The organism is Amaricoccus sp., assembly GCF_047602525.1.
In the GTDB taxonomy this organism is placed as follows: domain Bacteria; phylum Pseudomonadota; class Alphaproteobacteria; order Rhodobacterales; family Rhodobacteraceae; genus Amaricoccus.
The window spans coordinates 3,261,119-3,287,882 of record NZ_JASGHB010000001.1 but is presented as its reverse complement, the minus strand read 5'-3'; the positions used below and the strand labels follow the sequence as shown (position 1 = coordinate 3,287,882).

The window sequence follows — 26,764 nt, the reverse complement described above, 5'->3', positions numbered from 1 at the left end:
GGATCCGTTGACCCTGGGCGCGATAGTGACTACTGGCCGCGTCTGCGGCCGGCCCGGAGCCGGTCATTCCCTGAGGATCGGACGATGAGCGAGGACTGGAGCCTGAGGACGCGGTCGGTGCATGAAGGCACCCGGCGGAGCCACTATGGCGAGATGTCCGAGGCGATCTTTCTCACCCAGGGCTTCGTCTACCCCGACGCCGAGACCGCGGAGCGCCGCTTCATCTCGTCCGGCCCGGACGAGTTCGTCTATGCCCGCTACGGCAACCCGACGGTGCGGATGTTCGAGGACCGCATGGCGGCGATCGAGGGGGCCGAGGACGCCTTCGCCACCGCCTCGGGCATGGCGGCCGTCCACGGCGCCCTGCTCTGCCAGCTGGAGGTGGGCGACCATGTGGTTGCTGCCCGCGCCCTCTTCGGCTCGTGCCTCTACATCGTCGAAACCCTGCTGCCGCGCTTCGGGGTCGAGATCGAGCTGGTCGACGGCACCGACCTCGCCGCGTGGCAGGCGGCGCTCCGGCCGACGACGAAGCTCGTCTTCCTCGAAGCGATCTCCAACCCGACGCTCGAAGTGATCGACATTGCGGGCGTCGCGGCGCTTGCCCATGCCGTCGGCGCCCAGGTCGTCGTCGACAACGTGTTTGCCACCCCGGTTTTCCAGCGGTCGATCGAGCTGGGCGCCGACGTGGTGATCTATTCGACGACCAAGCACGTCGACGGCCAGGGCCGCTGCCTCGGCGGCATCGTGCTCGGCCGGCGCGACTTCATCCGCGGGCCGCTCGAAACCTTCCTCAAGCACACGGGCGGCGCGCTGAGCCCGTTCAACGCCTGGGTGATGCTGAAGGGCCTGGAGACCCTGGACTTGCGGTGCCGGGCGCAGGCCGCCACCGCCGACGAGATCGCCCGGGCGGTCGACGGCCACCCGGCGCTCGCCCGCACCATCTATCCCGGCCTCGCGAGCCACCCGCAGGCCGAGCTGTCCGCCCGGCAGATGGAAACCGGCGGCACCATGCTCGCGCTGGAACTGTCAGGCGGCAAGGCGGCGGCGTTCCGCTTCATCAATGCGCTTCGGATCGTGCTCATCTCGAACAACCTGGGCGATTCGCGCAGCATCATCACCCACCCCGCCACCACGACGCACCAGCGGTTGAGCCCCGCGCAGCGCGCTTCGCTTGGCATTTCGGACGGACTGGTCCGCCTGTCCGTCGGGCTTGAAGGCGCCGCGGATCTGAAGGCCGACATCCTTGGAGCCCTCGACACGGCAGTCGCGTGATATAAACCTTACCGTATCATGACGATTGCAATTTGGTCAGATTTCCATTTCTGGTTGATGCGCTGAACTTTGACTCGGGGCGTGGACGAGGCGACCTTTGATTTTGGGGAGCCGCCACCATTTGACCTTCCGGGCTATGGTGAGGAGCAAGGACGGAAATGAACATGTATAACCCGGCGCCGGAAGCCGGAGAGCCCATCGGGTTCGAGCCGCGCCCCAGCATGGCCGACGCCGAGGAGGCTGCGCGGACGCTGTTGCGCTGGGTGGGCCATGGCCCGGCGGAGTTCTCGGACCCCGCGCTGGCGGCGGTTCTCGCGCGCGCGGCCGAAGCGTCGTATCCGACGTTTTCCCGCAGCTACCCCGCCGACTTCGCCGTCGAGCCCGCCTATCTCGACACCCTGCCTGACCTGCAGAACGGCCCCGAGAGCCTCATCAAGGGCGCGAAGACCGGAATCCAGCACGTCGGAATCTCGAATTTCCGCCTGCCGATCCGCTTCCGCACCAAGGCGGGTGGCGAGGTGCAGCTCGAGACCTCGGTCACGGGGTCGGTCAGCCTCGAGGCTGACAAGAAGGGCATCAACATGAGCCGCATCATGCGGTCCTTCTATCGCCATTCCGAGACGCAGTTCTCGTTCGAGGTGGCCGAGGCGGTGCTCGACAGCTACCTGCACGATCTCGACAGCTACGATGCGCGGATCATGCTGCGCTTCAGCTATCCGATGAAGAAGCGCTCGCTGCGCAGCGGCCTCGAGGGCTACCAGTACTACAATATCGCGCTCGAGATGGTGAAGACCGCCGCGACGCGGCAGAAGATCATTCACATCGACTACGTGTACTCCTCGACTTGCCCGTGCTCGCTCGAGCTTTCCGAGCACGCGCGCCGCACGCGGGGCCAGATCGCGACCCCGCACTCACAGCGCTCCGTCGCGCGCGTGTCGGCCGAGGTCATCGGCGAGGATGTGCTCTGGTTCGAGGATCTGGTCGGTCTCTGCAACGCCGCGATCCCGACCGAGACGCAGGTACTGGTGAAGCGCGAGGACGAGCAGGCCTTTGCCGAGCTGAACGGCGCAAACCCGATCTTCGTCGAGGACGCCGTGCGCCTGCTGTGCGAGAGCCTGAAGGGCGACGGCCGCATCGGCGACTTCCGCGTCGTGGCGAGCCATCAGGAATCGCTGCACAGCCACGACGCCGTGTCGATCCTGACGATGGGCGAGACCTTCCGGCAGAACAGCTTCGACCCGCGGCTGTTCGACACGCTGTTCCACGTCGGCTGACGATCGCCCGGCCGGGGCCCTTCGCGGGGCCCCGCCGATCACGGTTGATTTGACGGGGGCCGGCGGTTTGGGGTTTGATCCCGCCCGCCCGACGCCATATGTAACGTCCTTATGCGGGGCGCGCCCGAGGCCGCCCCGTGGTTGGGAGACGCGACATGCTGAACAACATCGGACCGGGTGGTCTGCTCCTGGTGGCGGTCGTCGTCCTCGTCCTCTTCGGCCGCGGCAAGGTCGCGGGCCTGATGGGCGAGGTCGGCAAGGGCATCACCAGCTTCAAGCGCGGCCTGAACGAGGGCAAGGCGGAGATCGAGAGCGCCCAGCAGGCGGCCGCGGCGGAGCACGCCCGCGACATCACGCCCGAGAAGGACAAAGTCTGACCTCATGTTTGACATCGGTTGGGGCGAGCTCTTCCTGATCGGTGTCGTTGCGCTCATCGTGGTCGGGCCGAAGGATCTTCCGGCCCTGTTCCGGACGATCGGCAACTTCACCGGCAAGGCGAGGGCCATGGCGCGCGAGTTCCAGCGGTCGCTGGAGCAGGCCGCGAACGAATCCGGCATGAGCGAGGTCTCGAAGAGCCTGCGCTCGATCGACGAGACGTTGAATTCCGCCACCGAATCCGCCCGCAAGTTCGCGAGCCAGCCGATGCGGCAGATGGCCCAGCCGACGGAAGGCGGGGCTGCCGCCAGGCCGCACGTTCCGGCCACCGGCCCTGCGCCGGCCTCTGCCGCCGACGCCTCCCCATCCTCCGACGCCTCCCCGTCCGCCGAGACCCGCACGGAGCCGACGCCGCCCGAGACGCCGCTCGCCGAGTCGCCGTCGCCGTCGGTCGATGAGTTCCCGGACTGCCCACGGATGAGCGTCGACGACAAGGACATCGACGACTCGACCGCCCCGCTGATGGAACATCTGGCGGAGCTGCGGTCGCGGCTCATCACCTGCGTCATCGCGTTCTGCATCGCGATGATCGCGGCGTTCGCCGTCGCCGGCCCGATCTTCAATTTCCTCGCCGCGCCGCTCGCCAAGCTCCTGATCGAGCATGGCCAGAAGCCGGAACTCATCTACACCGGCCTGCAGCAGGGGTTCTTCACCCAGATCCGCATCTCGGTCTTCGGCGGCTTCGTCCTGTCGTTCCCGGTCATCAGCTACCAGCTGTGGCGCTTCGTCGCCCCCGGCCTCTACAAGCAGGAGAAGCGCGCCTTCCTGCCGTTCCTGATCGCCTCGCCCGTGCTGTTCGTGCTCGGCTGCGTCTTCGCGTTCTACGGCCTGCTGCCGCTGGTCTACGACTTCTTCCTCGGCTTCCAGCAGTTCGGCGCCGGCCCGATCGAGGGGCAGGAGGTGTCGATCCAGTTCCTCGGCACCATCAACGAATACCTCTCGCTCACCATGAAGTTCATGGTGGCGTTCGGGCTCTGCTTCCAGTTGCCCGTGGCGCTGACCCTCATGGGCATGGCCGGCATCGTCACGTCAAAGGGCCTCGCGTCGTTCCGGCGCTATGCCCTCGTCGGCCTGCTCGTCGTGGCGGCTTTGGTGACACCCGGCCCGGACGTCATGTCGCAGCTCATCCTGTTTGCAGCGATCTATCCGCTCTACGAGATTTCCATCGTCCTCGTCCGCTTCTTCGAGCGCAAGCGGGAGGCGGAGCTGAAGGCCCAGGGGGCCTGGGTCGAGGATCCCGAGACCCCCGACAGCGCGTGAAGGCGATGAAGAGCACCCTGCGCCGCATCGCCGACGCGCTCGAGCGGATGAGCCCGGCGCCGGCGGCCGTTCCCGACCTTGGCGCCGCGGATGCCTTCGTCTGGGCCACCGGCCCGGACCGGCTCGACCCGGTGGCCCGCGTCAGCCGCGTCGACATCGGCCTGCTCATCGGCATCGACCGCTCGCGCGACACGCTGCTCGCCAATACCCGGCAGTTCGCCCTCGGCCATCCGGCCAACAACGTCCTGCTGTGGGGCGCCCGCGGCATGGGCAAGTCGAGCCTCGTCAAGGCCGCCCATGCCGAGGCCGCGCGCGAGACGCCGGGCCGGCTGAAGCTCATCGAGCTGCACCGCGAGGATCTGCCCTCGATCGGACGCCTCCTCGCGCTCCTGCGCGGCTCGCCGTTCCGCTTCATCCTGTTCTGCGACGACCTGTCGTTCGACAAGGACGACAGCCATTACAAGAGCCTGAAGGCCGTGCTCGACGGCGGCATCGAGGGGCGGCCGGAGAACGTCGTTCTCTACGCCACGTCGAACCGCCGCCACCTGATGCCCCAGGACATGATCGACAACGAGCGCCAGCGCGGGGTGAACCCGACCGAGGCGGTGGAGGAGAAGGTCTCGCTCTCCGACCGCTTCGGCCTGTGGCTCGGCTTCCATGCCTGCAACCAGGACAATTTCCTGAGCATGATCCGCGGCTACTGCGACGCCTACGGCGTCGAGATCACCGACGAGGAGCTGCGCGCCGAGGCGGTCGAATGGAGCCAGACCCGCGGCGGCCGCTCCGGCCGGGTCGCGTGGCAGTACGTCACCGACCTCGCCGGCCGGCGCGGCGTCCGACTGGCGGCAGGGGCGGGCGCAGCGGATTGACCCTTGCAGCGTCGGGACTCGGGTCTGGCGACTAAGGGCCTAGGGTCGAGCCCAGAATCGTGTCCAAGGTCCTCGCTCGCTCGGACCGATGCCGGGCGCGCGGGAGCGGCGGAAGATCGCAAGGATCGCCTTTGCCCACCAGTCGGGCGAGCATCGAGACCATCCGCCGGCACGACAGTCGGCTCGCCACTGACCATGACGGCGAGTTCCACCCGCCTTCCGGCGACCAGTGGCGTCTGCGGCCCTCCGACGGCCGCGCAGCCGGGAGGGGCCGCCGCGATCGGCAGGGCGTCACGCGGGTCCGCACGCGCCGGCGCCCTGCGCCCCGGAACCCGGCCACGCGGGTCAGAGGATGAGGTCCGCAGCCGCGACATGCGTCTCGCGCCCCAGCTGGATGGAGAAGTCCGCCAGCCCGTCGCCGTTGACGTCGCCCTGCAACAGCCCGCCGGCGAACCGCAGCTCGCCCGCGTGGTCGCCGAAGGCCCGTGCGCCGATATAGTCAAAGGCCTGATTGCCCGCCGCCGTGCTGCGCGCGTCGATTGCGGAAAGGTCGATCTTGTCGGTGCCGGTCGAGAAATCCACCACCACGTCGAAACGGGAGCCGCTCGTCGTGTCGCGCGGCGACGCGAAGACGAAGCGGTCGGCCCCGCCGCCCCCCGTCAGCCGATCCGCGCCGGCGCCGCCGGTCAATTGGTCGTTGCCGACCCCGCCTGACAGGAAATCATCGCCCGCGTCGCCGGCCAGCGCATCGTTGCCGGCGCCGCCGCGCACGGTATCGGCGCCATCGCCACCCCCGACCGCATCCGCACCGCCCCAGCCGACGAAACTGTCGTCACCGCCGCCGAGCGCGATCGCAGGTCCGCCGCCGCTGACCCTGCTGAGCCCGGAAAGGTCGAACGCATCGGCGCCGCTGCTGCCGGTCAGGGCGTAGCCGGCACGATCCAGCCGCTCGACACCGCTGGCCGCGTCGAGGATCAGCCGATACCGCTCCGCCGCGGCCTCCTGCCGAACGGTGTCGATGCCGTCGCCGCCGAGGAACACGTCCGAATCGCGGCCGTCGATCAGGAAGACGTCGTTTCCTGCACCTCCGTCGAAACTGTCCTGCCCGGCGCCGCCGGACAGGAAGTCGTTGCCGTCACCGCCCGTCAGACGGTCATCGCCGATGCCGCCGCGCACAAAATCGGCGCCGACGTGCCCGACAAAGACGTCATTGCCCGCGCCAAGGTCGATGAACTGGCTCCGGTACGCGACGGCGGTCAGCCCGGAGAAGTCGAACGTGTCGCCGTACGCGCTGCCCCACAGCCGATACGCCCCGACATCGACGCGCTCGACGCCGGCAGCGACATCGAGCGTCAGCCGCTGGTACACCACATCGCCGGCAAGCTGGATCGTGTCGGTTCCCGCGCCGCCCTGAAACAGATCGTCGCCCGTGCCGAGGACGAGGATGACGTCGTCGCCCGTGCCGCCGTCGTAGCTGTCGTTGCCGCCGCCGCCGCGGAGGTCGTCGTTGCCGAATTCCTCGTCCGGAAAGCCATCTCTCGGGTATCCATAGATCATGTCCGGGCTCGAGGTGCCCGCAATCGTGTCGTTCCCAGAGGTGCCGTAAAGCCTCGCCATGTCGTTCGTCTCACCACCATGCCAGGAGCCCGACCGGATCGGCTCCGTTACCGCGCACGACGCTACGGAGGCGCGGTCGAAGCGGGCAACGCCCGAGTTGCGAACGACATGGCGGCGCCGACGAGCGACGCGGGCATTCTTCGAACGGCCTCGAATCGTCGCTGGACGCCACTCGACAGGCATCCGGACGACGACGAGACTCGCGCGATGAGCGCCACCCACCCCTTTCCCGCTTCTGTTCCTCTCGGTCGCCAGGTCGCATATCTCGCGATCGGCTTCGCCACGGTCTATTTCTTCGTGGCAAGCCTGGTCTGGGCGATCGCGGGAAGCGATCCTGTCGCGAGTGCCGGGTCAAAGCTGATCGGGATGGCAGGCGATGCGCTGCTCGCCGCGGTCATCACGCTGGTCCTGTGGCGGATGCGGCGGCGGAGCCTCGGGCTGAAGGCACTGACGGCCATCCTGCTGTCCCTCGCGCTGGCGCCGATTTCCGCGCTGATCGACCGGGGGCTCCAGAATCCTTTGCACCGCGCCGAATGTCGCGCCCTTCGATCCCGAGGCCTTCGCGCAGGTGGTGATCTTCACCACGTCCGAGCTCTTCGGCTGGTCCTGCCTGTTCCTCGCGCTGCAGTACAACGCCCGCGCGCGAGAGACCGAACGACAGCTCGCCGCCGCGCGAGAGGAGGGCCTCAAGGCGCAGATGCGGGCGCTGCAGTATCAGGTGAACCCTCACTTCCTGTTCAATACGCTGAATTCGATCGCCGGCCTGATCGAGGAGGACTCGCGCGAGCCGGCGCAGGAGATGACGTTGCGGCTCGCCGGCTTCCTGCGACAGACCTTGGCGCTCGACCCCGCCGTCGACGTGCGCCTCGCCGAGGAGATCGCGCTGCAGACGGACTACCTCGCGATCGAGGAAACCCGGTTCAGCGACCGCCTGGAGGTGCGGCTGTCGTTGCCGGGCGGCGTGCCGGAGGCCCGCGTCCCGGCGCTGATCCTGCAACCTCTGGTCGAAAACGCGATCAAGCACGGAGTCGCCCGGACGCCCGGACACGCGGTGCTCGAAATTGGCGCCGACCGGGTCGGAGACGAACTGCGGCTCTGGGTCGAGAGCCCCGCAGCAGCCTCGAAGGGTCCTGGCGCCGGGCTTGGGGTCGGCCTTGCCAACGTCACGGCGAGGCTCGCCGCGCGCTGGCCCGGACGCTCCGGCTGCGCGTCGAGCGCCGCCGGGCCGGGGCGGGTCCGCGTCGAGATGCGTATGCCGTTCGTCGCATGACACTGACCGTGCTGATCGTCGACGACGAGCCGATCGCGCGCCGCCGCCTCGGGCGCCTGCTGCGCGCCATTCCCCACGTTCAGGTTCTGGGAGAGGCGGGCGATGTCGCGTCTGCGGTGGCGGAGACGCGCCGGCTCGCGCCGGATTTGCTGCTCCTCGACATCCGGATACCGGGCGGCGACGGGTTCGACGTGATCGACCGGCTTGGTCGGGACGTCCCGCGGGTGGTTTTCGTGACAGCGTTCAACCACCACGCGATCCGCGCCTTCGACCTCGAGGCGGTGGACTACGTGACGAAGCCGGTGGAGGCGCCCCGCCTTGCGCGGGCCATCGAACGGGCGCGGGCGGCGACCGCAGCGAGCGGCCAGACGGAACGGATCCCCGCCGCGACAGACGTCGCAACATCATCTGGCGCATGGTCTGCCGCTTCCGGTACTGGCGGCTCGCCGCAACCCGATACGACAATCTCGCAGGCAACCACGCTTCCGCGATAGCCCTCGCAGCCGTCATGATCTGGTGGTTGAGATCAAGGCTCGACCCTAAGGCCGGCCGGCGCCCGGCAGGATCAGCTTACGTTCGGGCCGCGCAGCACCCGGATCGCCTCGCGCACCTGGCGCCATTGCTCGGCGGTATCGCGATCGCCCTTTGCGGCATAGTCCTTGGCACGCTGTGCCGCTTCGTATTCCGCCCGATCGCCGTGAGCGGAATAGAGCTGACGCGCATAATCATCAATCTGAACGATGCTCATGGGGTTCCTCCTTGGTCATTGTTTGCGATCAACATAGCACATGCGCGCGCGAGGGACAGCATTTCGGGCCGGTTTTCCGCTGCATCCCCGCCACGCGATACCGCCTCACCTGAGGAAAATCGCGGCGAGACGAAAGAAGACTGCTTTTCTTCAGAGGCTTGACCAAATGCCGGCTGCGGTCTGGCGGCGACAGGATACCGCACCGATGGCCCCTCGCCGAACTCCCCATCACACCGCAACTCGGTCGCCGGCATCGCCCGGACCATTCCAGAGCACCTCCGCTGTTGCCCTTGTCACGGCCGTTGGTCCGAACCGGCTCTGGGTCGCGATCGCCCCGTCAAGGCCACGGCCGTCTGCAACAACGAGATCGCCCAGGATCCGGACGGAATGATCGACAGCTGCCTCGGTTTCGATATCCAGCGCCTTCAGGTCGGCGGCAGTGAGGCACCGAACGGCCTGCTCATCTGGGTGCCGTTCGAGGGACAGCGCAACCCGAGTCGAGAGCAGCAGGACACCGGCGGCATCGTGGATCTCAGTGGAAATCCCGGCTCGGGAAGATCGCCTTCGCCTGATCGCGAGGGTGGCGGGCCGGGGGCGGGTGGGGCTCGGGGTGGGGCTCGGGGTGGGACGGTGCCGGGTGGCCGAGGCTGGAGAGCGCGGCGGAGACGTCCGCAAGCTCCTCGGCGATGAGATGCACGACCATCCCCTCGCGCTCCAGCCGGCCGGAGACGCGCAGCAGGCGGGCGGCGAGGACGGCGGGACGGAAACGCTCGAAGACGCGCCGCCAGACCATGACATTGGCGACCCCGGTCTCGTCCTCCAGCGTCAGGAAGATGACGCCGGAGGCGGTGCCGGGGCGCTGGCGGGTGATGACGATGCCGCAGACCGTCACCCGCGTGGGGGCCCCGGCCAGCGCCGCATGCGCCGTCGTCCCGGGGAAGGCGGCGCGGAGCAGCGCCATCGGATGGGCGCGCAGGCTGAGGCGGGTGCTGACGTAGTCCGCGACCACCTCCTCGCCCGGGGTCAGCGCCGGCAGCGCCACCGCGGGCTCGGGGATCTCCGCGCCGCCTGCGGCCTCGAAGAGCGGCAGCGGGCGGGGCCCGAGCGCCCTCACCTGCCAGAGCGCCGCGCGCCGGGCGAGGCCGAGGGGGGCGAAGGCATCGGCCTCGGCGAGATCGGCCAGCGCCCGCACCGGGGCGCCCGTCCGGCGCCAGAGGCTCGCGACATCCGGGTAGCCGTTGCCACGGGCCTGCAGGATCGCCTCGGCCGTGTCCTGCCCGAGGCCCTTCACCAGACGGAAGCCGAGGCGGAGCGCGAGGCCGTTCGCCGCCGGCTCCAGCGTGCAGTCCCAGGCGCTGTCGTTAACCGAGACCGGGCGCACCTCCAGCCCGTGATCGCGCAGGTCGCGCACGATCTGGGCCGGCGCATAGAAGCCCATCGGCTGGGAATTGAGGAGCGCGCAGGCGAAGACGACCGGGTGGTGGCATTTGAGCCAGGCGGAGGCGTAGACGAGGATGGCGAAGCTCGCGGCATGGCTCTCGGGGAAGCCGTATTCGCCGAAGCCCTCGATCTGGGAAAAGCAGCGCTCGGCGAAGTCGGCGGCATAGCCGTTCGCCGCCATGCCCTTGAGGAAACGGTCGCGGAATGTCGCGATGGTGCCCATGCGGCGGAAGGTGGCGAGGCTGCGGCGCAGCCGGTCCGCCTCGCCGGGGTCGAAGCCGGCGCCGAGGACGGCGATCTGCATCGCCTGCTCCTGGAAGAGCGGCACGCCCATGGTCTTGGCAAGGAGGCCGTTGAGCGCGGGGCCGAGATCCTCGACCGGCTCCTGCCCGAGGCGGCGGCGCAGATAGGGATGCACCATGCCGCCCTGGATCGGCCCGGGGCGCACGATCGCCACTTCGATGACGAGATCGTAGAACTCCCGCGGCCGCATCCGCGGCAGGAAGTTCATCTGCGCCCGGCTCTCGACCTGGAAGACACCGATCGCATCCGCCCGGCAGAGCATATCGTAGACGGGCGTTTCCTCGGGCGGGATCGTGGGCAGGGTCAGGCGCGGGCCGCCGTGGTCGGCGAGAAGGTCGAGGCCCTTGCGCAGGCAGGTGAGCATCCCGAGCGCGAGGATGTCGACCTTGAGGAGGCCGAGGGCGTCGATGTCGTCCTTGTCCCACTCGATGACGGTGCGGTCCGCCATGGCGGCATTCTCGATCGGCACGATCTCGTCGAGGCGGTCCGCCGTGATGACGAAGCCGCCGACATGCTGCGAGAGATGGCGGGGAAAACCGATGATCTCGGCGATGAGCCGGAGCGTCAGCCGGAAGCGGGCATCGGCCGGATCGAGGCCGGCGGCGGTCAGCCGCGCCGCGATCGGGGTCTCTGCGGACCCCCAGACCTGGCCGGCGAGGCGGGCGACGGCGTCCCGCGACAGGCCCATGGCGCGGCCGACCTCGCGGATGGCGGCACGCGTGCGGAAGTGGATGACCGTGGCGGTGAGGCCGGCGTGGTCGCGGCCGTATTTCCCGTAGATCCACTGGATGACCTCTTCGCGCCGTTCGTGCTCGAAATCGACGTCGATGTCGGGGGGCTCGCCGCGCTCGCGCGAGATGAAGCGCTCGAAGACCATGGTGATCCGCTCCGGCGGCACCTCGGTGATGCCGAGGGCATAGCAGACGAGCGAATTCGCCGCCGAGCCGCGCCCCTGCGCGAGGATGCCGCGCGACCGGGCGAAGGCCACGATGTCGTGGACGGTCAGGAAATAGGGCGCATAGCCCTGTTCGGCGATGAGGGCGAATTCCTTGTCGAGCCGCGCCCGCAGCTCTTCCGGCATTCCCGCCGGCCAGCGCCGGCGGATCCCGTCGCCGGTCAGGCGCACGAGGCGGGCCTGTGCCGTCTCGGTCGCCGTCGCCTCGTGGGGATAGGCGTGGCGGAGCTCGTCGAGGGAGAAGCGGCAGCGGGCGGCAATCTCCCCCGTGCGGGCAAGGGCCTCCGGGTGGTCGCGAAAGAGGCGGGCCATCTCGGCGGGGCCACGCAGCCGGCGCTCGGCATTCGGCAGCGCCCGGAGGCCGAGGCTGTCAATGGTGCAACGCTCGCGGATGCAGGTGAGCACATCGGCGAGCGGGCGGCGGCTGCCGTGGTGGAGCAGCACGTCGCCAAGCGCCACCATCGGCAGGCCGAGCCGCCCGGCGAGGCCCGCGCGGGTGGCGAGGCGGCGGTCGTCGAGGCCGTCGTAGCGCGGGGCGGCGCCGAGATGCACCTGGCCGGGGAAGCGGTCGGCGAGGGGGGCGATCCGCTCCGCGCCCGCGTCGTCCGGCGGCAGGGCGACGAGGACGAGGCCCTCGGCCCAGGCCGCGAGATCGGCCTCCTCCAGATGGCAGGCGCCCTTGCCGGCGCGGCGGCGGCCGAGGCTGAGCAGCCGGCAGAGCCGGCCATGGGCGGCGCGGTCCTCGGGATAGGCGAGCCAGTGGACCGGACTGTCGGCGAGAACGATCCGGCTGCCGATGACAAGCCGCGGCAGCGGGGCGGCGCCCGGGCCGGGGGTGCCCTGCGGCGCGCCGATCGCGAGGCGGCTGCAGGTGTCGGTGACCTGTTCCGAGCGGATGGGAATCGCGGCACCGGCCACCGCCTCCGCCTGGAGCCGGGCGATCTCGCGGAGGGCAACGTGGGCGCGGACCACGCCTGCGAGCGAGTTGTGGTCGGTGAGGGCGAAGGCGTCGAGCCCGAGCAGGGCGGCGCGGCTCGCCAGCTCCTCGGGATGCGAGGCGCCGGTCAGGAAGGTGAAGTTCGAGGTGATGCAGAGCTCGGTGTATCCGGTCACGGGAACTCGCCCTGCGCGTACCAGCCCGGGGCCTGCGGGGTGTGGAAGAGCCAGAGCCGGCGCCCGCCGGTGGTGGCGACGCGCCAGTAGGCGCGCAGGCCCGTGCGCCAGGCGGGATCGTCGAGCCACCATTCCGGGGCGATCCGCTCCGGCCCGGCGGCGGCCCGGGTGATGAAGGCGACGCGGCGCCAGCGGAAGGCGGCGGGCGGCGCGGGGGCGGGGTCCGCCTCGACCGGCTCGGGCGGAAAGAGGAGGAGCGGGCGGGGGCGGCCGGGGGGCCAGGGGGCGGTCGGGGCCTCCGGTGCGAAGGCGGCGGGCAGGACGAGAAAGCTCTTCTCCGGGGCATGGCTCTCGGCGGGCGCGACGGTGGTGATGCGTGCGAAGCCGAGGCGGTTGCCGAGCCGGCTCACGAGATCGGCGAGGGCTTCCGCCTGCGGAGTACCGTCCCGCGCGCCGCCGGCCGCGATCTGGACAGGGGCCAGCGGCTCCGTGCGGGTGGCGACAAGGCGCAGGCGGTCGAGGCCGAAGCCTGCGTCGACACCCTCGATGCCGGGGCGGAAGAGCGGCGCGATCCGGGCTGGGTCGCGCACGGGGCGGGCGAGGCCGACCGTCACCGCAACAGTGGCGCCATCGACTCGGCCGAGCTCCAGCCGAAGCGCCCGGGCGCCGAGGCCGTGCCGGGCGAGCGTGGGGCAGAGCCGGTCGAGCAGCCGGGCGAGCCCGGCCTCCACGTCCCGGACAAGGCCGATCGGTTCGGGCAGGGTCAGCCGGACGGCGAGGGCGGGCGGCGGCGCCTCCGGCTCCAGCGGCTCGGGCGCGCGGCCAAGGGCCTGGTCGAGCCGGGCGAGCAGGCCCGGCCCGAACCGCTGGCCGAGGGGCGCCCGCGGCAGGGCGTCGAGCGCGCCGATGCTGCGGATGCCGAGCGCGTCGAGGGCCGCCGCGGTCGCGGCGTCGAGGCGCAGGGCTGTGGGCGGCAGGGCACCGAGGGCCGCGAGCGGCCGGCCGGGGGGCGCGATGCCGCCGCCGTGGCGGGCGAGCGCCCGGGCAGCGCCGCGGCTGTCGGCGATGGCGCCGACGCCTTCGATGCCGGCACGGGAGAGGCGTGCGCGGGCGTCCCGGAGCACCGCCGCCTCGCCGCCGAAGAGGGCGGCGGCGCCGGTCAGGTCGGCGAGAAGCCCGTCGCTGCCGTCGCGGGCGACCTGCGGCGAGAACCGCCCGGCCCAGCGGACGAGCCGCCCGAGACAGGCCGCCTCGGCCGCGAGATCGGCCGGCGCGGTCGCGAGCCGCGGGCAGAGTGCGCGGGCGTCCGCGAGGGGCATGCCGCGGTGCAGTCCTTCCGTCGCAGCAGTCGCGTTGAGGCAATGCAGATGATCGGCTCCGCCTTGCCGGAGGATGAGGGCGAAGGGCCCGTCATGGGGCGCGCGCCGCAGCAGGCAATCGCTCGCCAGCCGCGGAAACCACAGTGACAGAATGCGTCGCATCATCCCATTCCACAGTCCAGGCGCCAAGTGTTCCTTTTTTGTTCCTGATAAGGGCCCATTCCGCGCGTGTCGAGTCCGGGGTGTCGCCGGCAAGGGCGCGCACCTGCCAGCGGGTCTCGGCGGCCGGGCTGCCGGCACCGTCGCGGATCAGGAGAAGGCCAGGGCTGCCGCCCGCCTCGGCGGCGAGCTGCAGCCTCCGCCCGGCGGTGAGCCCGAGCGGGCGCTGCGGCTCGGCGACGACGAGACCGGCGACGCCGGCCCGCAGCACCTCCTCCGTCGCCCAGAGCAGCTCCGCCTCGCTGCCCGCCGTCACACGGACGAGCCGCTCCGGGGCGAGGAAGCGGGCAAGCCCGGCCGGCAGGACCTCCCCCGCTGCCGCCACCTCCGGCCGCAACCAGACGAGCCGCCCCGCCACCCCCGCCGCCTGCATCGCCGCAAAGCCGACCGCCCCCGGCCCCTGCGCCTCATGGACGCGGGCGGAAAGCAGGCGGGGCGGGGCGGCGGGGTGGCACATGATGAGAACATATAAAGAACATACGCCGAAAGTCACAGGGGGAAGGGTCCAAGACGTCTTGCCGCGGCCTGATCCAAAAACAGCGGTTTTCCTGCAATCCGATGGTCCCGCGCTTTGGCGGTGGCCCTGCCATGCCTTTGAGGGAGTTCTGGTGCGCCGGTGCCCGACAGGCCCGCGAAACACGGGTCACAGAGGGCATCCCTTCAGCGCAGTTTGTCCGGCCGTGGCCTCAAAGCGCCCGGCGGGCCAGCAGGGCCGCGCCGATCGTGCCGTCGTCGAGATAGTCCAGCTCGCCGCCGATCGGCACGCCCTTCGCGAGCGACGTCAGGCGGACCCCGAGCGGCGACAGCTCGCCGGAGATGTAGTGCGCCGTGGTCTGGCCATCGACCGTGGCGTTGAGCGCGAGGATCACCTCGCGCGTGGCTTCGTCGGCGACGCGCGCCACCAGCTCGGGGATGCGCAGGCTGGCGGGGGTCACGCCGTCCAGCGCCGAGAGGACGCCGCCGAGCACGTGGTAGCGGCCGCTGAACGCGCCCGCCCGTTCCATCGCCCAGAGATCGGCCACCGTCTCGACCACGCAGATTTCGCCGGTGGCCCGGGCGGGATTGGCGCAGATCGCGCAGAGCTCACCCGTCGCGATGTTGCCGCACCTGTCGCATTCGCGCACCGTTGCCGCCACGTCGGCGAGCGCCTGCGACAGCGGGTCGAGCAGGGCCTCGCGCCGGCGGATCAGCGTCAGGACGGCCCGGCGGGCAGAGCGCGGGCCGAGGCCGGGCAGCCGGGCCATGAGCCCGATCAGCCGGTCGACCGCCGCATCCGTCTGCGCATCGCCCGCCTCGGCCATCGTTCAGAACGGCAGCTTCATGCCGGCGGGCAGGTCGAGGCCCTCGGTGATCTTGGCCATCTCGCTCTGTGCGGCGGCCATGGCGCGGGCCTGGGCGTCCTGCACCGCGGCGACGATCAGGTCCTCGACCACCTCGCGCTCCTCGGGGACGAAGAGCGACGGGTCGATGGTCAGCGCCTTCACGGCGCCCTTCGCCGTCGCCGTCACCTTGACGAGGCCGGCGCCGGCCTCGCCGACCACCTCGACGTCGTCGAGGCGGTTCTGCGCGTCGGCCATCCGGCTCTGCATCTCCTGCGCGTGCTTCATCAGCTTGGCCATGTCGCCGAGCTGGCCGAGACCTTTCAGCATGTCAGTCTTCCTCTGAAAACGGGTCAATCGGATCCCACTCGTCGTCCTCGTCCGCCTCGTCGGCGGCCGGTGCGAGCGGGGCTGTCGTCGGGTCGGCGAGGTCCGGGCTGCGCACCTCGCGCACCTCGGCACCGGGGAAGGCCGCGAGCATCGCCTGTACCATCGGGTGCGCCAGCGCCTGCGCGTGCAGCGTGCCCCTCCGCTCGGCGCGCACCTCGGCGATGGTCGCCGCGCCGCCGGATCCGACGATGGCGACGCCCCAGCGCACGCCGGTCCAGAGCTGCAGGCGCTGGGCAAGGCGGGCGGCGAGATCGGGCGGGGCGCCGTCCCCCGGCTCGAACTCGATGCGGCCGGGCGCATAGCGGGCGAGGCGGATGTGGCTCTCGACCTCGACGAGCAGGCTGATGTCGCGACGGGCGCGGATCAGCGCCACCACGTCGGCGAAGCTCTGGAAGCGGGCGAGCGGTCCGGTCTCGGCCACCGGCTCGGCGGCCGAGACCGGCTGCGCCACCGCGGCCGCGACGGAGCGGGCGGGGGCGGTGGCACCACCGCGGGGCATGCCGGCAGGGCCGCCGCCCGGGGCGGCCGGCGGTTGCGCCGGCGCCGCAGCGGGGGCGGCGCCGGTGGTCAGGCGGCGGACGATCTCCTCCGGCGCCGGCAGGTCGGCGACGTGGGTGAGGCGGATCACCGCCATCTCCGCCGCCATCATCGCGTTCGGCGCGGTCGCCACCTCTTCCAGCGCCTTCAGCAGCATCTGCCATGCGCGGGTCAGCACGCGCATCGGCAGGCGCGCGGCGAAGTCGAGGCCGCGCGCGCGCTCGTCCGGGCCGACCGTCGGGTCCTCGGCCGCTTCGGGGGCGAGCTTCAGCATCGAGACCCAGTGCGTCACCTCGGCAAGGTCGCGCAGGATCGCCGCCGGATCGGCACCGGCGGCGTATTCCGCCGCCAGCTCGGCCAGCGCGCCGCGGGCGTCGCCGGCCATCACCGCGGCGAAGAGGTCGAGGATGCGGCCGCGGTCGGCGAGGCCGAGCATCGCCCGCACCTCGGCCGCCCCGGTCTCGCCCGCGCCGTGGGCGATCGCCTGGTCGAGCAGCGACAGCGCGTCGCGCACCGATCCCTCGGCGGCACGGGTGATGAGCGCGAGGCCGTCCGCGGCAACCGTCGCGCCCTCGGCATCGGTGATGCGGGAGAGGTGCGCGAGCATCACCTCCGGCTCGATGCGGCGCAGGTCGAAGCGCTGGCAGCGGCTCAGCACCGTCACCGGCACCTTGCGGATCTCGGTCGTCGCGAAGATGAACTTCACGTGCGGCGGCGGCTCCTCGAGGGTTTTCAGGAGCGCGTTGAACGCCGAGGTGCTGAGCATGTGCACCTCGTCGATGATGTAGACCTTGTAGCGCGCCGAGGCGGCCCGATAGGCGACGCCGTCAATGATCTCGCGGATGTCGTTGACGCCGGTGCGGCTGGCCGCGTCCATCTCGAGCACGTCGACGTGGCGGCCCTCGGCGATCGCCCGGCACGCGTCGCAGGTGCCGCAGGGGGCGATGGTCGGGCCGCCGGTGCCGTCCTCGCCGGTGCAGTTCAGGCCCTTGGCGATGATCCGCGCCGTCGTGGTCTTGCCGACGCCGCGGACGCCGGTCAGCACGAAGGCATGGGCGATGCGGTCGGCCTCGAAGGCGTTGCGCAGGGTGCGCACCATCGCCTCCTGGCCGATCAGGTCGGCGAAGGTCGCGGGCCGATACTTCCGGGCGAGCACCCGGTAGGCGTCGGTCGAGGGCGCGGCGTCGGTCAAGCGGATCCCGTTCCTGAGGTCGGAGATCAACCTATGCGCGGGGGCGTCCGGTCGCAAGGGAACGGGGCACATCTGCCCCCGTGCAGGCCGCCCGGTGACGGGGAAGCGGGCGACGGGCGCGAGCGGCGCGCCCCCTGAGGGCCTCAAGCGATCTCCCGGATCCGCCGCATGTCGGCGACGAACGCATCCCACTCGCGCCGTTTCGCATCCTCGTCCGGCAGGCGGAGCAGGTAGGACGGATGCACCGTGATGTACCCCGGCCGGCTGTCGAACCGCGTTTCGCCGCGATTCGCCGTGACCGGCACCGCCTTGCCAGCCAGCGCCAGCGCCGCCGTCGCCCCCATCGCGACCACGAGCCTCGGGCCGACGAGATCAAGCTCCGACTTCAGCCACCAGCGATAGTGCTTCACCTCGCCCGCGGTCGGGCTCTGGTGCAGCCGCCGCTTGCCGCGCTGGACGTACTTGAAGTGCTTCACCGCGTTCGTCACGTAGACGCCGGCCCGGTCGATCCCCGCCTTCTCCAGCGCCTTGTCGAAGACCTGTCCCGCCGGCCCGACGAACGGGCGGCCGTCCACATCCTCCTGATCGCCCGGCTGTTCGCCGACGAAGGCGACAGCGGCGCCGACCGGCCCTTCGCCGAGCACGGCGCGCGTCCCCCCCTCGACCATCGGCGGCGCGGCCGCGATGATCCGGTTGAGGGCGTCGAGGCTTTCCGGCGCCTGGTCGGTCATGGCGGCGAGGGCCTTTTCCGGCGTGCGATGCGTCGGCATGGCAGCCTCCCGCGCGATCATCTCCTGAACGCGCGACGGGGCGGATCGCACCATCTCCGGGATCGCCGCCGCCTCGGGCAGGTTCTTCCAGTATTTCTTCGGCATCTCGGCGCGCGTGGCGGTCAGGTTCACCCGCGCGGGATTGAACGTGCTCTCGTAGTAGCCGCGCCACCCCGCCTCGAACGGATCGTCCTCCGGCGCCTCGTCGCGCCGCGCGGGCGGGCCGAAGCTCAGGCGCGTGCGGTCCCAGCGCATCCGCCCGATCGGCGTGAGGATCGCCCAGTCCATCGAACGAAAGCGCGTCACGAAGAAATCCGCCGTCGCTTCGAGGATGAAATGCTCCGGCTCGAACCAGGCGACGAAGCGCTCTCCCCCCGGCACCTCGAGGCGGCGGAAGCGGACGAAGGCGTGCATCTTGTGCAGGTCGCGGCGCACGGACTTCGCCAGCCGCTGCAGGCGGTGGACCAGCGGGTCGGACGCGATCTCGAGCAGATGCTTCTCCCCGTGCAGCGTCCGCCAGATCGCGGCGTAGAGCAGGGCGTACCGCTCCGGATCGCTGTGGCACACGACGAGGCGCACGAGGTCGGTCATCGGGCGCGACAGCATCACCGCCGGCGCGTCCGTCTCCGGCGCGGCGGTGAACAGGCTGCCGTCGGCGAACACCACCTCCTCCGGCCGGGCACCGGCGGCGGCGAGCCGGCGGACGGCGGCACGAAACCCGTCGAGGTCGGCACCCTCCTTCAGCGCCACGTGGATCATGGGAACAGCGCCAGTTGCTCGGGCGGCTTGACGAGGCGCGACCGCAGGTCGAGCCCATCGAGCCCGGCCGCGCGGTGGTCGGCCGCGACGAGAAACGGCAGCGCCCGCTTCAGCGACGGCGTGAGCCGCGCGAGGTCGGCGAGGCGCAGGCGGGCATGGCGGCGGGCGGCGATCATCCGGTCCACCGCCTTCACGCCGAGGCCGGGCACCCGCAGCAGCATCTCGCGTGGCGCGCGGTTCACGTCGACCGGAAAGCTCGCCCGATGCTTCAGCGCCCACGCGAGCTTCGGATCGGCCTCGAGGTCGAGCATCCCTGCGTCGCCGCCCGCGGCGATCTCGTCGACGGAAAAGCCGTAGAAGCGCAGCAGCCAGTCCGCCTGATAGAGGCGGTTCTCGCGCTGCAAGGGCGGCGGCTTCACCGGCAGGACCGCCGACGGCTCCGGGATCGGGCTGAACGCGGAATAATAGACCCGACGCAGGCGATACGTGCCGTAAAGCCGCTTGCTCGCCCGCAGCACGCCCTCGTCGGTGGTCGCATCGGCGCCGACGATCACCTGCGTGCTCTGGCCTGCCGGGGCAAAGCGCCGCCGTTCGGCCTTGGCCTCGTCGATGCGCTCGCGCATCTGGTCCATCGCTCCGGTGATCGACGGCGCGCTCTTTTCCGGCGCCAGCGTCTTGAGGCTGGTCTCGGAGGGCAACTCGACGTTGATCGACAGCCGGTCGGCCCATCGTCCGGCCTGCTCGATCAGCCAGGGGCTCGCCTCGGGGATGGCCTTCAGATGGATGTACCCGGCGAAACCGTGATCGCGGCGCAGGGTGCGGGCGACGCGGAGCAGATCCTCCATCGTGGCATCGGGAGACTTGGCGACGCCCGAGGAGAGGAACAGCCCCTCGATATAGTTGCGCTTGTAGAATTCGAGCGTGAGGCTGACGACCTCCTCGACGCTGAAGCGGGCGCGGGGCGTGTTCGACGAGCGCCGGTTCACGCAATACGCGCAGTCGTAGAGACACCAGTTGGTGAGCAGGATCTTCAAGAGCGACACGCATCGCCCGTCCGGCGTGTAGGCGTGGCAAATCCCCATCCCGGAGGTCGATCCGAGCCCCTTCGCGCCACCGGAGCGCTTCGGCGCGCCGGACGAGGCGCAGGAGGCGTCGTACTTGGCGGCATCGGCGAGGATTCGCAGCTTCGAGGCGAGTCGGGGATCCATCGTCGAATGTTCCCTCTATGTTCGCAAAAATGCAAGTGCAACCGCGGCGCCGTTTCGCGGCCCTGGCGCCCGGGTTGCGGCGCGGGGGCGGCTCGACTACGAGAAGGACGCATTTCTCCGGCAGAAGGATCCGCCACGATGACCGCACCCCTCCGCATCGGGCTCGCCGGGCTCGGCACCGTCGGCACCGGGGTCGTGCGAATCCTGCAGACGCACGCCGGGCTGGTCGCCGCCCGCGCCGGCCGGCCGGTCGAGATCGTCGCCGTCTCCGCGCGGTCCCGCCGCCGGGACCGTGGCGTCGATCTCTCGGCCTATGGCTGGGAGGACGATCCCGTCGCGCTGGCGAAACGGCCCGATGTCGACCTGGTGGTCGAGGTCATGGGCGGCGAGGACGGTCCGGCCCGCGCGACGGCGCAGGCCGCGCTGGCCGGGGGCAAGCATTTCGTCACCGCGAACAAGGCGATGATGGCCCGCCACGGCATCGCGCTCGCCGGTCAGGCCGAGGCGAAGAGCGTGGCGCTCCGCTTCGAGGCCGCCGTGGCCGGCGGCATCCCGGTGGTCAAGGCGCTGACCGAGGGGCTGGCGGGCAACGCGATCGCCCGGGTCATCGGCGTGCTGAACGGCACCTGCAACTATATCCTCACCCGGATGCAGGCCGAGGACGCGCCCTATGCGCAGGTGCTCGAGGCGGCGCAGCGGCTCGGCTATGCCGAGGCCGATCCGAGCTTCGACGTCGGCGGAATCGACGCGGCGCAGAAGCTCGCGCTGCTCGCGACCATCGCCTTCGGCGCGCCGGTCGAGCTCGAGTCGATGACGGTCGAGGGCATCGAGCGGGTGAGCCTCGCCGACATCGAGCACGCGGCCGAGCTCGGCTATCGCATCAAGCTGCTCGGTGTCGCCGAGACGGCGGGCGCCGCGATCGAGGCGCGGATGCAGCCCTGCCTCGTCCCCGCCGGCTCGCCGATCGGGCAGCTCGAGGGCGTGACGAACATGGTGATCCTCGAAGGCGACTTCGTTGGCCGCATCGTGCTCTCCGGCCCCGGTGCCGGGGAGGGCCCGACGGCCTCGGCGATCGTCGGCGACGTGATCGACATCGCCCGCGGCCTCGTGCTACCGCCGTTCGGCCAGCCGGCCGCGGGCCTCGTCGCGGCGCCGCGCGCCACCGCGGCGGCGCCGGCCGCCTACTATCTGCGCTTCCTCCTCGCGGATGCGCCGGGCGTCCTCGCCCGCGTCGCCGCGGCCCTGGGCGAGGCCGACATCTCGATCAACCGCATGCGGCAGGTCGAGCACGACGGCCCGGAGGCGCCGGTCCTCATCGTCACGCACCACACCGAGCGCCAGCCGCTCGACGCGGCGCTCGCCGTGATCGCCGGCCTCGACGTCTGCCGCGAGGCGCCGGTGGCGATCCGGATCGAGGCGCTCTGATGGATGCGCTGATCCGCCCTGCGGGCGTCGCCGACATGGACGCGGTGCAGGCGATCTATGCGGCTCACGTGCTGGAGGGGCTGGCGACCTTCGAGGAGGTGCCGCCCGATACCGCCGAGATGGCGCGGCGCTTCGCGGAGGTGACGGACCTCGGCCTGCCGTGGCTGGTGGCGGAAGCCGGGGGGCGGCTGCTCGGCTACGCCTATGCCGGTCGCTATCGGGCGCGCTCGGCCTATCGCTTCTCGCTCGAGGATTCGATCTATCTCGACCCCGTGGCGCAGGGGCAGGGCCTCGGCACCCGGCTGCTCCAGCGGCTGCTGGCCGAGTGCGAGACGGCGGGCGCGCGGCAGATGCTGGCGGTGATCGGCGACAGCGGCAACGCGGGCTCGATCGGCGTGCACCGCCGCTGCGGCTTCGAGCATGTCGGCATCTTCCGCGACGTCGGCCTGAAGTTCGGCCGGTGGGTCGACACGGTACTCATGCAGCGCGCGCTCGGCCCCGGCGGCCGAACCTTGCCGTGAACCGCTTGCCGCGAGCGGCCCGCATCGCCTAGAACGCAGGCAGCACGAGTACCAGGAGAACCCAGATGGCCGAAGACCACATTTTCGCCGACCGTATGTTGTCGCTCGGGCTCGCCCGGGTCTCCGAGGCGGCGGCGATCGCCGCGGCGAAGCTGGTGGGCCAGGGGGACGAGAAGGCGGCGGACCAGGCCGCGGTCGACGCGATGCGGACCCAGCTCAACCTGCTCGACATCAAGGGCGTCGTGGTCATCGGCGAGGGCGAGCGCGACGAGGCGCCGATGCTCTACATCGGCGAGGAGGTCGGCACCGGCAAGGGGCCGGGCGTCGACATCGCGCTCGATCCGCTGGAAGGCACGACGCTCTGCGCCAAGGACATGCCGAACTCGCTCGCGGTGATCGCCATGGGGCCGCGCGGCTCCATGCTGCACGCACCGGACGTCTACATGGACAAGCTCGCGATCGGCCCGGGCTATGCCACCGGCGTGGTGAGCCTCGACATGACCCCGACCGAGCGCATCGCGGCTCTCGCCAGGGCCAAGGGCACCGACAGCTCGGGCGTCATGGTCTGCGTGCTGGAGCGGCCGCGGCACGAGAAGATGATCGGGGAAATCCGCGCGACCGGCGCCCGCATCCGGCTCATCACCGACGGCGACGTGGCGGGCGTGATCCACTGCGCCGAGGCGGCGAAGACCGGCATCGACATGTACATGGGCTCGGGCGGCGCGCCGGAGGGCGTGCTGGCGGCGGCGGCCCTGAAGTGCATGGGCGGCCAGATGTGGGGCCGGCTGCTGTTCCGCAACGACGACGAGAAGAAGCGGGCGAAGGCGGCGGGGATCGAGAACCTCGACCGCATCTATTCCCGCGACGAAATGGTCACCGATGACGTGATCTTCGCCGCCACCGGCGTCACCGACGGCTCGATCGTCTCGGGCGCCAAGCGTGACGGCGAGTGGATGGAGACCGAGACGATCCTGATGCGCTCCCGGACCGGCTCGCTGCGCCGCCTGCTCTACCGCCAGAAGAACAACTGACGCGGATGGCCGATCCCCGCGGCCGGCAGACCCCCGATCCGGTGGTGCCGGGTCGCGGGGGCCCCGCGCGCGGCCGGGGCATCTCCATCGGCTTCATGGTGCTGTGGCTGATCGTCTGGGGCGCGGCGATCTTCATCGCGATCTGGGCGCTCGGCGGCTCCGCGTGGCGGGGCGACCTCGGCGCGGCGGTGTTCCTCGCGATCTGGCTTCGCCGCTGCCGGCTTCGGGCTCGCGAACGGCATCCGCCGCCTTGTCGGCCTCGTGTCGGGCGAGCCTGTCACGCAGCGCCGGCTGCGACCGAACGACTGGCGTGACGGCATGGATCCGCCTGATGCCAACTAGCGTGTGATGGATGGTGGGTGATGACGGGCTCGAACCGCCGACATCCTCGGTGTAAACGAGGCGCTCTACCAGCTGAGCTAATCACCCCCGGCGGCGCTGATACCCCGGAGCGGCCCGGGGTGGCAAGGCCTCCCGCCCGCGGGCAGAGCGCTGCCGTGGCAGCGCAGGTGCAGTCGAGATGACGCGATCCGCTGACCGTTCCGGCCGAACGGATATTGCGTCAGGGGTGATCGTCGTTCCGGCCTTCGGCGCGCTGCTGGACGTAGAGCGCGCAAAGCACGATGATCGAAATCGTTCCAACTATCAGCATGTGTATCTCCACAACCAATGCGAGTGGGACAATGTCGCGCCAATCTACCATGACGCCCCCATTCCGTCGATCCGACGTTCCGCTCGCGCCGCCCATCCGCGGAAATTCGCTCGCAGGCTTGATCCCGCCGGGATTGGTGGCATTTGTGCGAGAGACAGGGCGACTCGCGTAATCGGGAAGGAACAAGTGATTTGAAAAATCTGATTGCAGGGGTCGGAGTCGCGGCCCTGCTCGCGGGTTGCACGACGCCGCCGGAGCCGAACAGCCTCGACTGGGATCCGCACCGCAATTTCAACATGGCCGCCCATCAGGTGAACGTCAGCGTCGACCGGGTGGCCTACGGGCCCGTGGCGCGGGCCTATGGCGATACCGTGCCGCCGATGGTCCGGCGCGGCATCACCAACGTCCGCGACAACTGGCGCCTGCCCAGCCATGTCGTGCAGTTCGCGCTGCAGGGACAGGGCCTCGAGGTGGCGAAATCCACCACGCGATTCCTCGTCAACACCACCTTCGGCCTCGGCGGCGTTCTCGACGTGGCGAAGGACATGAATCTTCCCTACGAGGACACCGGCTTCAACGAGACGCTCTTCAAGTGGGGCGTTCCCGAGGGCGGCTATCTCGAGATGCCGCTCGGCGGCCCCGGCACGGAGCGGGACTGGGCCGCATGGGGCCTCGACATCGTGGCGGACCCGGTGAGCCTCGTGCTGCCGCAGGACGCGCTGAACGGCCTGCTGGTCGTCGGTGGCCTCGACACGGTCAACCAGCGGTACGAGATGGATTCGGTGGTCGAGGCGCTCATGCACCAGTCGGCCAACAGCTATGACGCCACGCGGATCGCCTACCTGCAGAGCATGCGGGCGGCGCTGGCCGGTGGCACCAGTGTCGACACCTTGGAGGATGTCTATGCCAGCGAGTAACCTTGGCGGGCTCGGCCGCCGCGACCTGCTGCTCGGCCTCGCCGCCGCCGGCGCGCTTTCGGCGCTGGGGGCGCCGGCCCGTGCACAGGCGACCGGCCAGGCGCAGGATCTTGTGACCAGCCTCACCGGCGAGCTGACCCAGCTCGTCAATTCCGGCCGCGGCGACAGCCAGATGTACCAGGGCTTCGAGGACATCCTCTCGAAGTACGCCGACCTGACGGCGATCGGCGCCAGCGTACTCGGCCCGCCGTGGCGCGCCGCCTCGCCGGCGCAGAAGCAGGCGTTCGTCAAGGCGTTCTCGCACTATCTCTCGCGCCGCTACGGCAAGCAGTTCCGCGACTACAAGAACGCCCAGATCAAGGTGACGGGCGCCAAGGACGGCGGCCGGGTCGGCGTGCTCGTCAACAGCCAGGTCCTTCGCCCGGGCCAGGAGACGGTGAACGTCGATTGGCAGATCAGCGGGCAGAGCGGGTCGCTGAAGGTCGTCAATCTGGTGATCGAGGGGGTGTCCATGCTCGCCTCCGAGCGGGCGAACATGGGCTCCATGCTCGACGCCGCCGGCGGCAACCTCGACAAGCTGGTCGCGCAGCTGAACGCGACGACCTGAGCGGCACGGCCGGTCGTGCGGCCGCCGCCGTGACCCGGTGGCGGCCGCAGCCCTCCGGGTCCGCGTCTGCTCAGCGCGAGCGCGCCGCCGGGCGCAGAGGGCGGCGCAGATCAGCGCCATCGCGTGGGACCGCAGACTGAGGCGCGTCGCCTGACGGGCAGCCGTCAGTTCCCTGGCGCCGCCCGAGGCTCGCGAACGCACCTGCCCCAGCGAGCGCGGCCAGCACCCTCAGCGACGTGCCAGCCCGGCGCCAGAGTGCGGCCACGTCGGCATAGCCACTGCCACGGGCCCCGGAAATCCGCTCCGCTTCGTCCTGCGGTCTCCCCTTCGCCTGCCGGATCTTCACGGGCTTGTCGTCGGCGATGGGGCCGAGTTTCAGCTTGGTCAAACGCGACAGGATCAGCATCGAGGTGATAGCGCCGGAACCCGGCCGGAACGATCCTGCGCGCGCCGATGCGGCTATCCGTTCCCTCGCCCGGTTGATCGGTCGCCAGATCGCCCGCGAGCAGTTCGAGCGCAGAATTGCGCTGGAACGCAGGGCGCAGAAGAAGCGTCCGGCAGGCGAGGATGCGTAACGTCAATCTTGCAAAAACACGAATTACACGTATAATTCAGGTATTCCAACCGAAAGGATGCCTGCCATGCCGACAGTCGGTTCCCTCGAATTCCAGCGCAAGTTCGGCGAGTTCCAGCATCAGGCGCAGCGCGAGCCGGTGGAGATCACCCGGCACGGGCGGCGCGAGTTCGTGCTGATGTCCGCCGATCACTACGACTGGCTCCGCGCCGCCGCACAGCGGACACACCGCGCGGCGGACGCCGCCGATGTGGTGATCGACGCCGTGGAGCGGGCCGAGATGGACCCCGAACACGCCCACCTCGACGATCTGCTGAAGTAAGGCGGGCAACGTGGCGATCCCTGAACCGAAGCCCGGCCTCGTCCTCCGCTATGATTATCTCTGGACGCATGAGGCCGCCGCCGGCCAGGATCAGGGCAAGGACCGCCCGGCCTGCCTCGTCGCCGCGACGGACGCCCGTGTGCGTCCACGTTATGTGGTGCTGCTGCCGATCACGCACACGCCGCCCTCCGGCGATACGGTCGGCATCGAGATCCCGGCGAAGGTGAAGCAGGCCATCGGCCTCGACGATGCGCCGAGCTGGGTGATCGTCTCGGAGCATAATATCGACGAATGGCCGAATAGCGGGCTGTCGCCGGTTCCCGGCAAGCGGGGCGAGTTCGCCTATGGCTTCATCCCGCCGGGGCTGTTTGCGAAGATCAGGGCCAGCTTCCTCGAACTGGCCCGCGCCAAGAAGAGCGGCGCGGTGCGCCGCTGAACCATGGAGT

At 70.5% G+C, this 26,764-nt stretch carries 27 protein-coding genes, 1 tRNA gene and 1 pseudogene; 17 read left to right on the top strand and 12 right to left on the bottom strand.

Annotated features, from left to right (window positions below; all coding sequences use genetic code 11):
- The first annotated feature begins 84 nt into the window (after positions 1–84).
- The 6 genes and pseudogenes from metZ (at position 85) to QM699_RS16825 (ending at position 5,110) form a co-directional block, all read left to right on the top strand.
- The gene (gene metZ / locus QM699_RS16850; RefSeq protein WP_415012188.1) at positions 85–1,272 is read left to right on the top strand and encodes an O-succinylhomoserine sulfhydrylase; all 1,188 of its coding nucleotides are present in this window, start codon (positions 85–87) and stop codon (positions 1,270–1,272) included.
- A gap of 158 nt (positions 1,273–1,430) precedes the next feature.
- Positions 1,431–2,546: a GTP cyclohydrolase FolE2 gene (gene folE2, locus QM699_RS16845; protein WP_415012187.1), complete on the top strand. Its 1,116-nt coding sequence runs from the start codon at positions 1,431–1,433 to the stop codon at positions 2,544–2,546.
- Between the two features lie 155 nt (positions 2,547–2,701).
- On the top strand, positions 2,702–2,923 hold the full coding sequence (locus QM699_RS16840; RefSeq protein ID WP_415012186.1) for a twin-arginine translocase TatA/TatE family subunit: 222 nt from the start codon (positions 2,702–2,704) through the stop codon (positions 2,921–2,923).
- Positions 2,924–2,927: 4 nt separating this feature from the next.
- Positions 2,928–3,119 (top strand): annotated as a pseudogene (gene tatB, locus QM699_RS16835) (Sec-independent protein translocase protein TatB); the annotation flags it as partial.
- Between the two features lie 279 nt (positions 3,120–3,398).
- A complete protein-coding gene (gene tatC, locus QM699_RS16830) occupies positions 3,399–4,241 on the top strand; it encodes a twin-arginine translocase subunit TatC (RefSeq protein WP_415012785.1) in 843 nt (280 codons plus the stop codon).
- A 5-nt stretch (positions 4,242–4,246) separates the two neighbouring features.
- Positions 4,247–5,110, top strand: a complete 864-nt coding sequence (locus tag QM699_RS16825; RefSeq protein ID WP_415012185.1) for an ATP-binding protein — start codon at positions 4,247–4,249, stop codon at positions 5,108–5,110.
- A 345-nt stretch (positions 5,111–5,455) separates the two neighbouring features.
- Here QM699_RS16825 and QM699_RS16820 read toward each other — a convergent pair whose 3' ends face one another.
- Positions 5,456–6,727, bottom strand: coding sequence for a calcium-binding protein (locus QM699_RS16820; protein ID WP_415012184.1), 1,272 nt, complete (start codon positions 6,725–6,727; stop codon positions 5,456–5,458).
- Positions 6,728–7,078: 351 nt separating this feature from the next.
- Entirely contained in the window at positions 7,079–7,312 is a 234-nt protein-coding gene (locus tag QM699_RS16815; RefSeq protein ID WP_415012183.1) for a hypothetical protein, read from the bottom strand.
- On the opposite strand from QM699_RS16815, the gene QM699_RS16810 reads away from it, so the two are divergent.
- The gene (locus tag QM699_RS16810) at positions 7,296–7,997 is read left to right on the top strand and encodes a sensor histidine kinase (RefSeq protein ID WP_415012182.1); all 702 of its coding nucleotides are present in this window, start codon (positions 7,296–7,298) and stop codon (positions 7,995–7,997) included. The two genes, QM699_RS16815 and QM699_RS16810, sit on opposite strands and share 17 nt — an antisense overlap.
- Positions 7,994–8,491, top strand: a complete 498-nt coding sequence (locus tag QM699_RS16805) for a LytR/AlgR family response regulator transcription factor (protein WP_415012181.1) — start codon at positions 7,994–7,996, stop codon at positions 8,489–8,491. The genes QM699_RS16810 and QM699_RS16805 overlap by 4 nt, the downstream gene beginning before the upstream one ends.
- A 71-nt stretch (positions 8,492–8,562) precedes the next feature.
- On the opposite strand, the gene QM699_RS16800 is transcribed toward QM699_RS16805, so the two are convergent.
- The 9 genes from QM699_RS16800 to QM699_RS16760 all read right to left on the bottom strand — a co-directional run bounded on the left by QM699_RS16800 (position 8,563) and on the right by QM699_RS16760 (position 20,269).
- Positions 8,563–8,745 (bottom strand): hypothetical protein, encoded by a 183-nt coding sequence (locus QM699_RS16800; RefSeq protein ID WP_415012180.1) that lies wholly within the window; start codon positions 8,743–8,745, stop codon positions 8,563–8,565.
- Between the two features lie 532 nt (positions 8,746–9,277).
- Positions 9,278–12,556, bottom strand: coding sequence for an error-prone DNA polymerase (locus QM699_RS16795; protein WP_415012179.1), 3,279 nt, complete (start codon positions 12,554–12,556; stop codon positions 9,278–9,280).
- Positions 12,553–14,037 carry a Y-family DNA polymerase gene (locus tag QM699_RS16790; protein WP_415012178.1) on the bottom strand — a complete coding sequence of 495 codons (1,485 nt, stop codon included), beginning with the start codon at positions 14,035–14,037 and terminating at the stop codon, positions 12,553–12,555. The genes QM699_RS16795 and QM699_RS16790 overlap by 4 nt, the downstream gene beginning before the upstream one ends.
- Positions 13,967–14,551 carry an ImuA family protein gene (locus QM699_RS16785; protein ID WP_415012177.1) on the bottom strand — a complete coding sequence of 195 codons (585 nt, stop codon included), beginning with the start codon at positions 14,549–14,551 and terminating at the stop codon, positions 13,967–13,969. Before QM699_RS16785 ends, QM699_RS16790 begins: the two co-directional genes overlap by 71 nt.
- A 229-nt stretch (positions 14,552–14,780) precedes the next feature.
- Positions 14,781–15,395, bottom strand: a complete 615-nt coding sequence (gene recR, locus QM699_RS16780; protein WP_415012176.1) for a recombination mediator RecR — start codon at positions 15,393–15,395, stop codon at positions 14,781–14,783.
- A gap of 3 nt (positions 15,396–15,398) precedes the next feature.
- A complete protein-coding gene (locus QM699_RS16775; RefSeq protein ID WP_415012175.1) occupies positions 15,399–15,743 on the bottom strand; it encodes a YbaB/EbfC family nucleoid-associated protein in 345 nt (114 codons plus the stop codon).
- A 1-nt stretch (position 15,744) separates the two neighbouring features.
- The gene (locus QM699_RS16770; protein WP_415012174.1) at positions 15,745–17,532 is read right to left on the bottom strand and encodes a DNA polymerase III subunit gamma/tau; all 1,788 of its coding nucleotides are present in this window, start codon (positions 17,530–17,532) and stop codon (positions 15,745–15,747) included.
- 143 nt (positions 17,533–17,675) lie between these two features.
- Positions 17,676–19,061 (bottom strand): UdgX family uracil-DNA binding protein, encoded by a 1,386-nt coding sequence (locus tag QM699_RS16765; protein ID WP_415012173.1) that lies wholly within the window; start codon positions 19,059–19,061, stop codon positions 17,676–17,678.
- On the bottom strand, positions 19,058–20,269 hold the full coding sequence (locus QM699_RS16760) for a putative DNA modification/repair radical SAM protein (protein ID WP_415012172.1): 1,212 nt from the start codon (positions 20,267–20,269) through the stop codon (positions 19,058–19,060). The genes QM699_RS16765 and QM699_RS16760 overlap by 4 nt, the downstream gene beginning before the upstream one ends.
- 138 nt (positions 20,270–20,407) lie before the next feature.
- Between QM699_RS16760 and QM699_RS16755 the strand changes: the two genes are divergently transcribed.
- From QM699_RS16755 to QM699_RS16740, 4 genes are all read left to right on the top strand, one after another.
- A complete protein-coding gene (locus QM699_RS16755; protein ID WP_415012171.1) occupies positions 20,408–21,694 on the top strand; it encodes a homoserine dehydrogenase in 1,287 nt (428 codons plus the stop codon).
- Positions 21,694–22,215 carry a GNAT family N-acetyltransferase gene (locus QM699_RS16750; RefSeq protein ID WP_415012170.1) on the top strand — a complete coding sequence of 174 codons (522 nt, stop codon included), beginning with the start codon at positions 21,694–21,696 and terminating at the stop codon, positions 22,213–22,215. Before QM699_RS16755 ends, QM699_RS16750 begins: the two co-directional genes overlap by 1 nt.
- 65 nt (positions 22,216–22,280) lie before the next feature.
- Positions 22,281–23,246 carry a class II fructose-bisphosphatase gene (gene glpX / locus QM699_RS16745; RefSeq protein WP_415012169.1) on the top strand — a complete coding sequence of 322 codons (966 nt, stop codon included), beginning with the start codon at positions 22,281–22,283 and terminating at the stop codon, positions 23,244–23,246.
- 5 nt (positions 23,247–23,251) lie between these two features.
- On the top strand, positions 23,252–23,560 hold the full coding sequence (locus QM699_RS16740; RefSeq protein WP_415012168.1) for a hypothetical protein: 309 nt from the start codon (positions 23,252–23,254) through the stop codon (positions 23,558–23,560).
- Positions 23,561–23,599: 39 nt separating this feature from the next.
- On the opposite strand, the gene QM699_RS16735 is transcribed toward QM699_RS16740, so the two are convergent.
- A tRNA-Val gene (locus tag QM699_RS16735) sits at positions 23,600–23,675 on the bottom strand.
- Between the two features lie 414 nt (positions 23,676–24,089).
- On the opposite strand from QM699_RS16735, the gene QM699_RS16730 reads away from it, so the two are divergent.
- From QM699_RS16730 to QM699_RS16710, 5 genes are all read left to right on the top strand, one after another.
- On the top strand, positions 24,090–24,815 hold the full coding sequence (locus QM699_RS16730; protein WP_415012167.1) for a VacJ family lipoprotein: 726 nt from the start codon (positions 24,090–24,092) through the stop codon (positions 24,813–24,815).
- Complete coding sequence (locus QM699_RS16725; RefSeq protein WP_415012166.1) at positions 24,802–25,422, top strand: MlaC/ttg2D family ABC transporter substrate-binding protein; 621 nt, start codon at positions 24,802–24,804, stop codon at positions 25,420–25,422. The genes QM699_RS16730 and QM699_RS16725 overlap by 14 nt, the downstream gene beginning before the upstream one ends.
- Positions 25,423–25,802: 380 nt before the next feature.
- A complete protein-coding gene (locus QM699_RS16720) occupies positions 25,803–25,997 on the top strand; it encodes a hypothetical protein (RefSeq protein ID WP_415012165.1) in 195 nt (64 codons plus the stop codon).
- 66 nt (positions 25,998–26,063) lie between these two features.
- Entirely contained in the window at positions 26,064–26,318 is a 255-nt protein-coding gene (locus QM699_RS16715; RefSeq protein ID WP_415012164.1) for a type II toxin-antitoxin system prevent-host-death family antitoxin, read from the top strand.
- Between the two features lie 10 nt (positions 26,319–26,328).
- On the top strand, positions 26,329–26,754 hold the full coding sequence (locus QM699_RS16710; RefSeq protein ID WP_415012163.1) for a hypothetical protein: 426 nt from the start codon (positions 26,329–26,331) through the stop codon (positions 26,752–26,754).
- Positions 26,755–26,764 lie beyond the last annotated feature (10 nt).

Coding starts and splice junctions, on each gene's coding strand:
- recR (WP_415012176.1), bottom strand. CDS start 15,395: ATGGCCGAGGCGGGCGATGCGCAGACGGATGCGGCGGTCGACCGGCTG.
- QM699_RS16715 (WP_415012164.1), top strand. CDS start 26,064: ATGCCGACAGTCGGTTCCCTCGAATTCCAGCGCAAGTTCGGCGAGTTC.
- QM699_RS16790 (WP_415012178.1), bottom strand. CDS start 14,037: ATGCGACGCATTCTGTCACTGTGGTTTCCGCGGCTGGCGAGCGATTGC.
- QM699_RS16725 (WP_415012166.1), top strand. CDS start 24,802: ATGCCAGCGAGTAACCTTGGCGGGCTCGGCCGCCGCGACCTGCTGCTC.
- QM699_RS16840 (WP_415012186.1), top strand. CDS start 2,702: ATGCTGAACAACATCGGACCGGGTGGTCTGCTCCTGGTGGCGGTCGTC.
- QM699_RS16800 (WP_415012180.1), bottom strand. CDS start 8,745: ATGAGCATCGTTCAGATTGATGATTATGCGCGTCAGCTCTATTCCGCT.
- QM699_RS16740 (WP_415012168.1), top strand. CDS start 23,252: ATGGCCGATCCCCGCGGCCGGCAGACCCCCGATCCGGTGGTGCCGGGT.
- folE2 (WP_415012187.1), top strand. CDS start 1,431: ATGAACATGTATAACCCGGCGCCGGAAGCCGGAGAGCCCATCGGGTTC.
- QM699_RS16765 (WP_415012173.1), bottom strand. CDS start 19,061: ATGATCCACGTGGCGCTGAAGGAGGGTGCCGACCTCGACGGGTTTCGT.
- tatC (WP_415012785.1), top strand. CDS start 3,399: ATGAGCGTCGACGACAAGGACATCGACGACTCGACCGCCCCGCTGATG.
- QM699_RS16805 (WP_415012181.1), top strand. CDS start 7,994: ATGACACTGACCGTGCTGATCGTCGACGACGAGCCGATCGCGCGCCGC.
- QM699_RS16820 (WP_415012184.1), bottom strand. CDS start 6,727: ATGGCGAGGCTTTACGGCACCTCTGGGAACGACACGATTGCGGGCACC.
- QM699_RS16750 (WP_415012170.1), top strand. CDS start 21,694: ATGGATGCGCTGATCCGCCCTGCGGGCGTCGCCGACATGGACGCGGTG.
- QM699_RS16775 (WP_415012175.1), bottom strand. CDS start 15,743: ATGCTGAAAGGTCTCGGCCAGCTCGGCGACATGGCCAAGCTGATGAAG.
- metZ (WP_415012188.1), top strand. CDS start 85: ATGAGCGAGGACTGGAGCCTGAGGACGCGGTCGGTGCATGAAGGCACC.
- QM699_RS16755 (WP_415012171.1), top strand. CDS start 20,408: ATGACCGCACCCCTCCGCATCGGGCTCGCCGGGCTCGGCACCGTCGGC.
- QM699_RS16785 (WP_415012177.1), bottom strand. CDS start 14,551: ATGTGCCACCCCGCCGCCCCGCCCCGCCTGCTTTCCGCCCGCGTCCAT.
- QM699_RS16825 (WP_415012185.1), top strand. CDS start 4,247: ATGAAGAGCACCCTGCGCCGCATCGCCGACGCGCTCGAGCGGATGAGC.
- glpX (WP_415012169.1), top strand. CDS start 22,281: ATGGCCGAAGACCACATTTTCGCCGACCGTATGTTGTCGCTCGGGCTC.
- QM699_RS16760 (WP_415012172.1), bottom strand. CDS start 20,269: ATGGATCCCCGACTCGCCTCGAAGCTGCGAATCCTCGCCGATGCCGCC.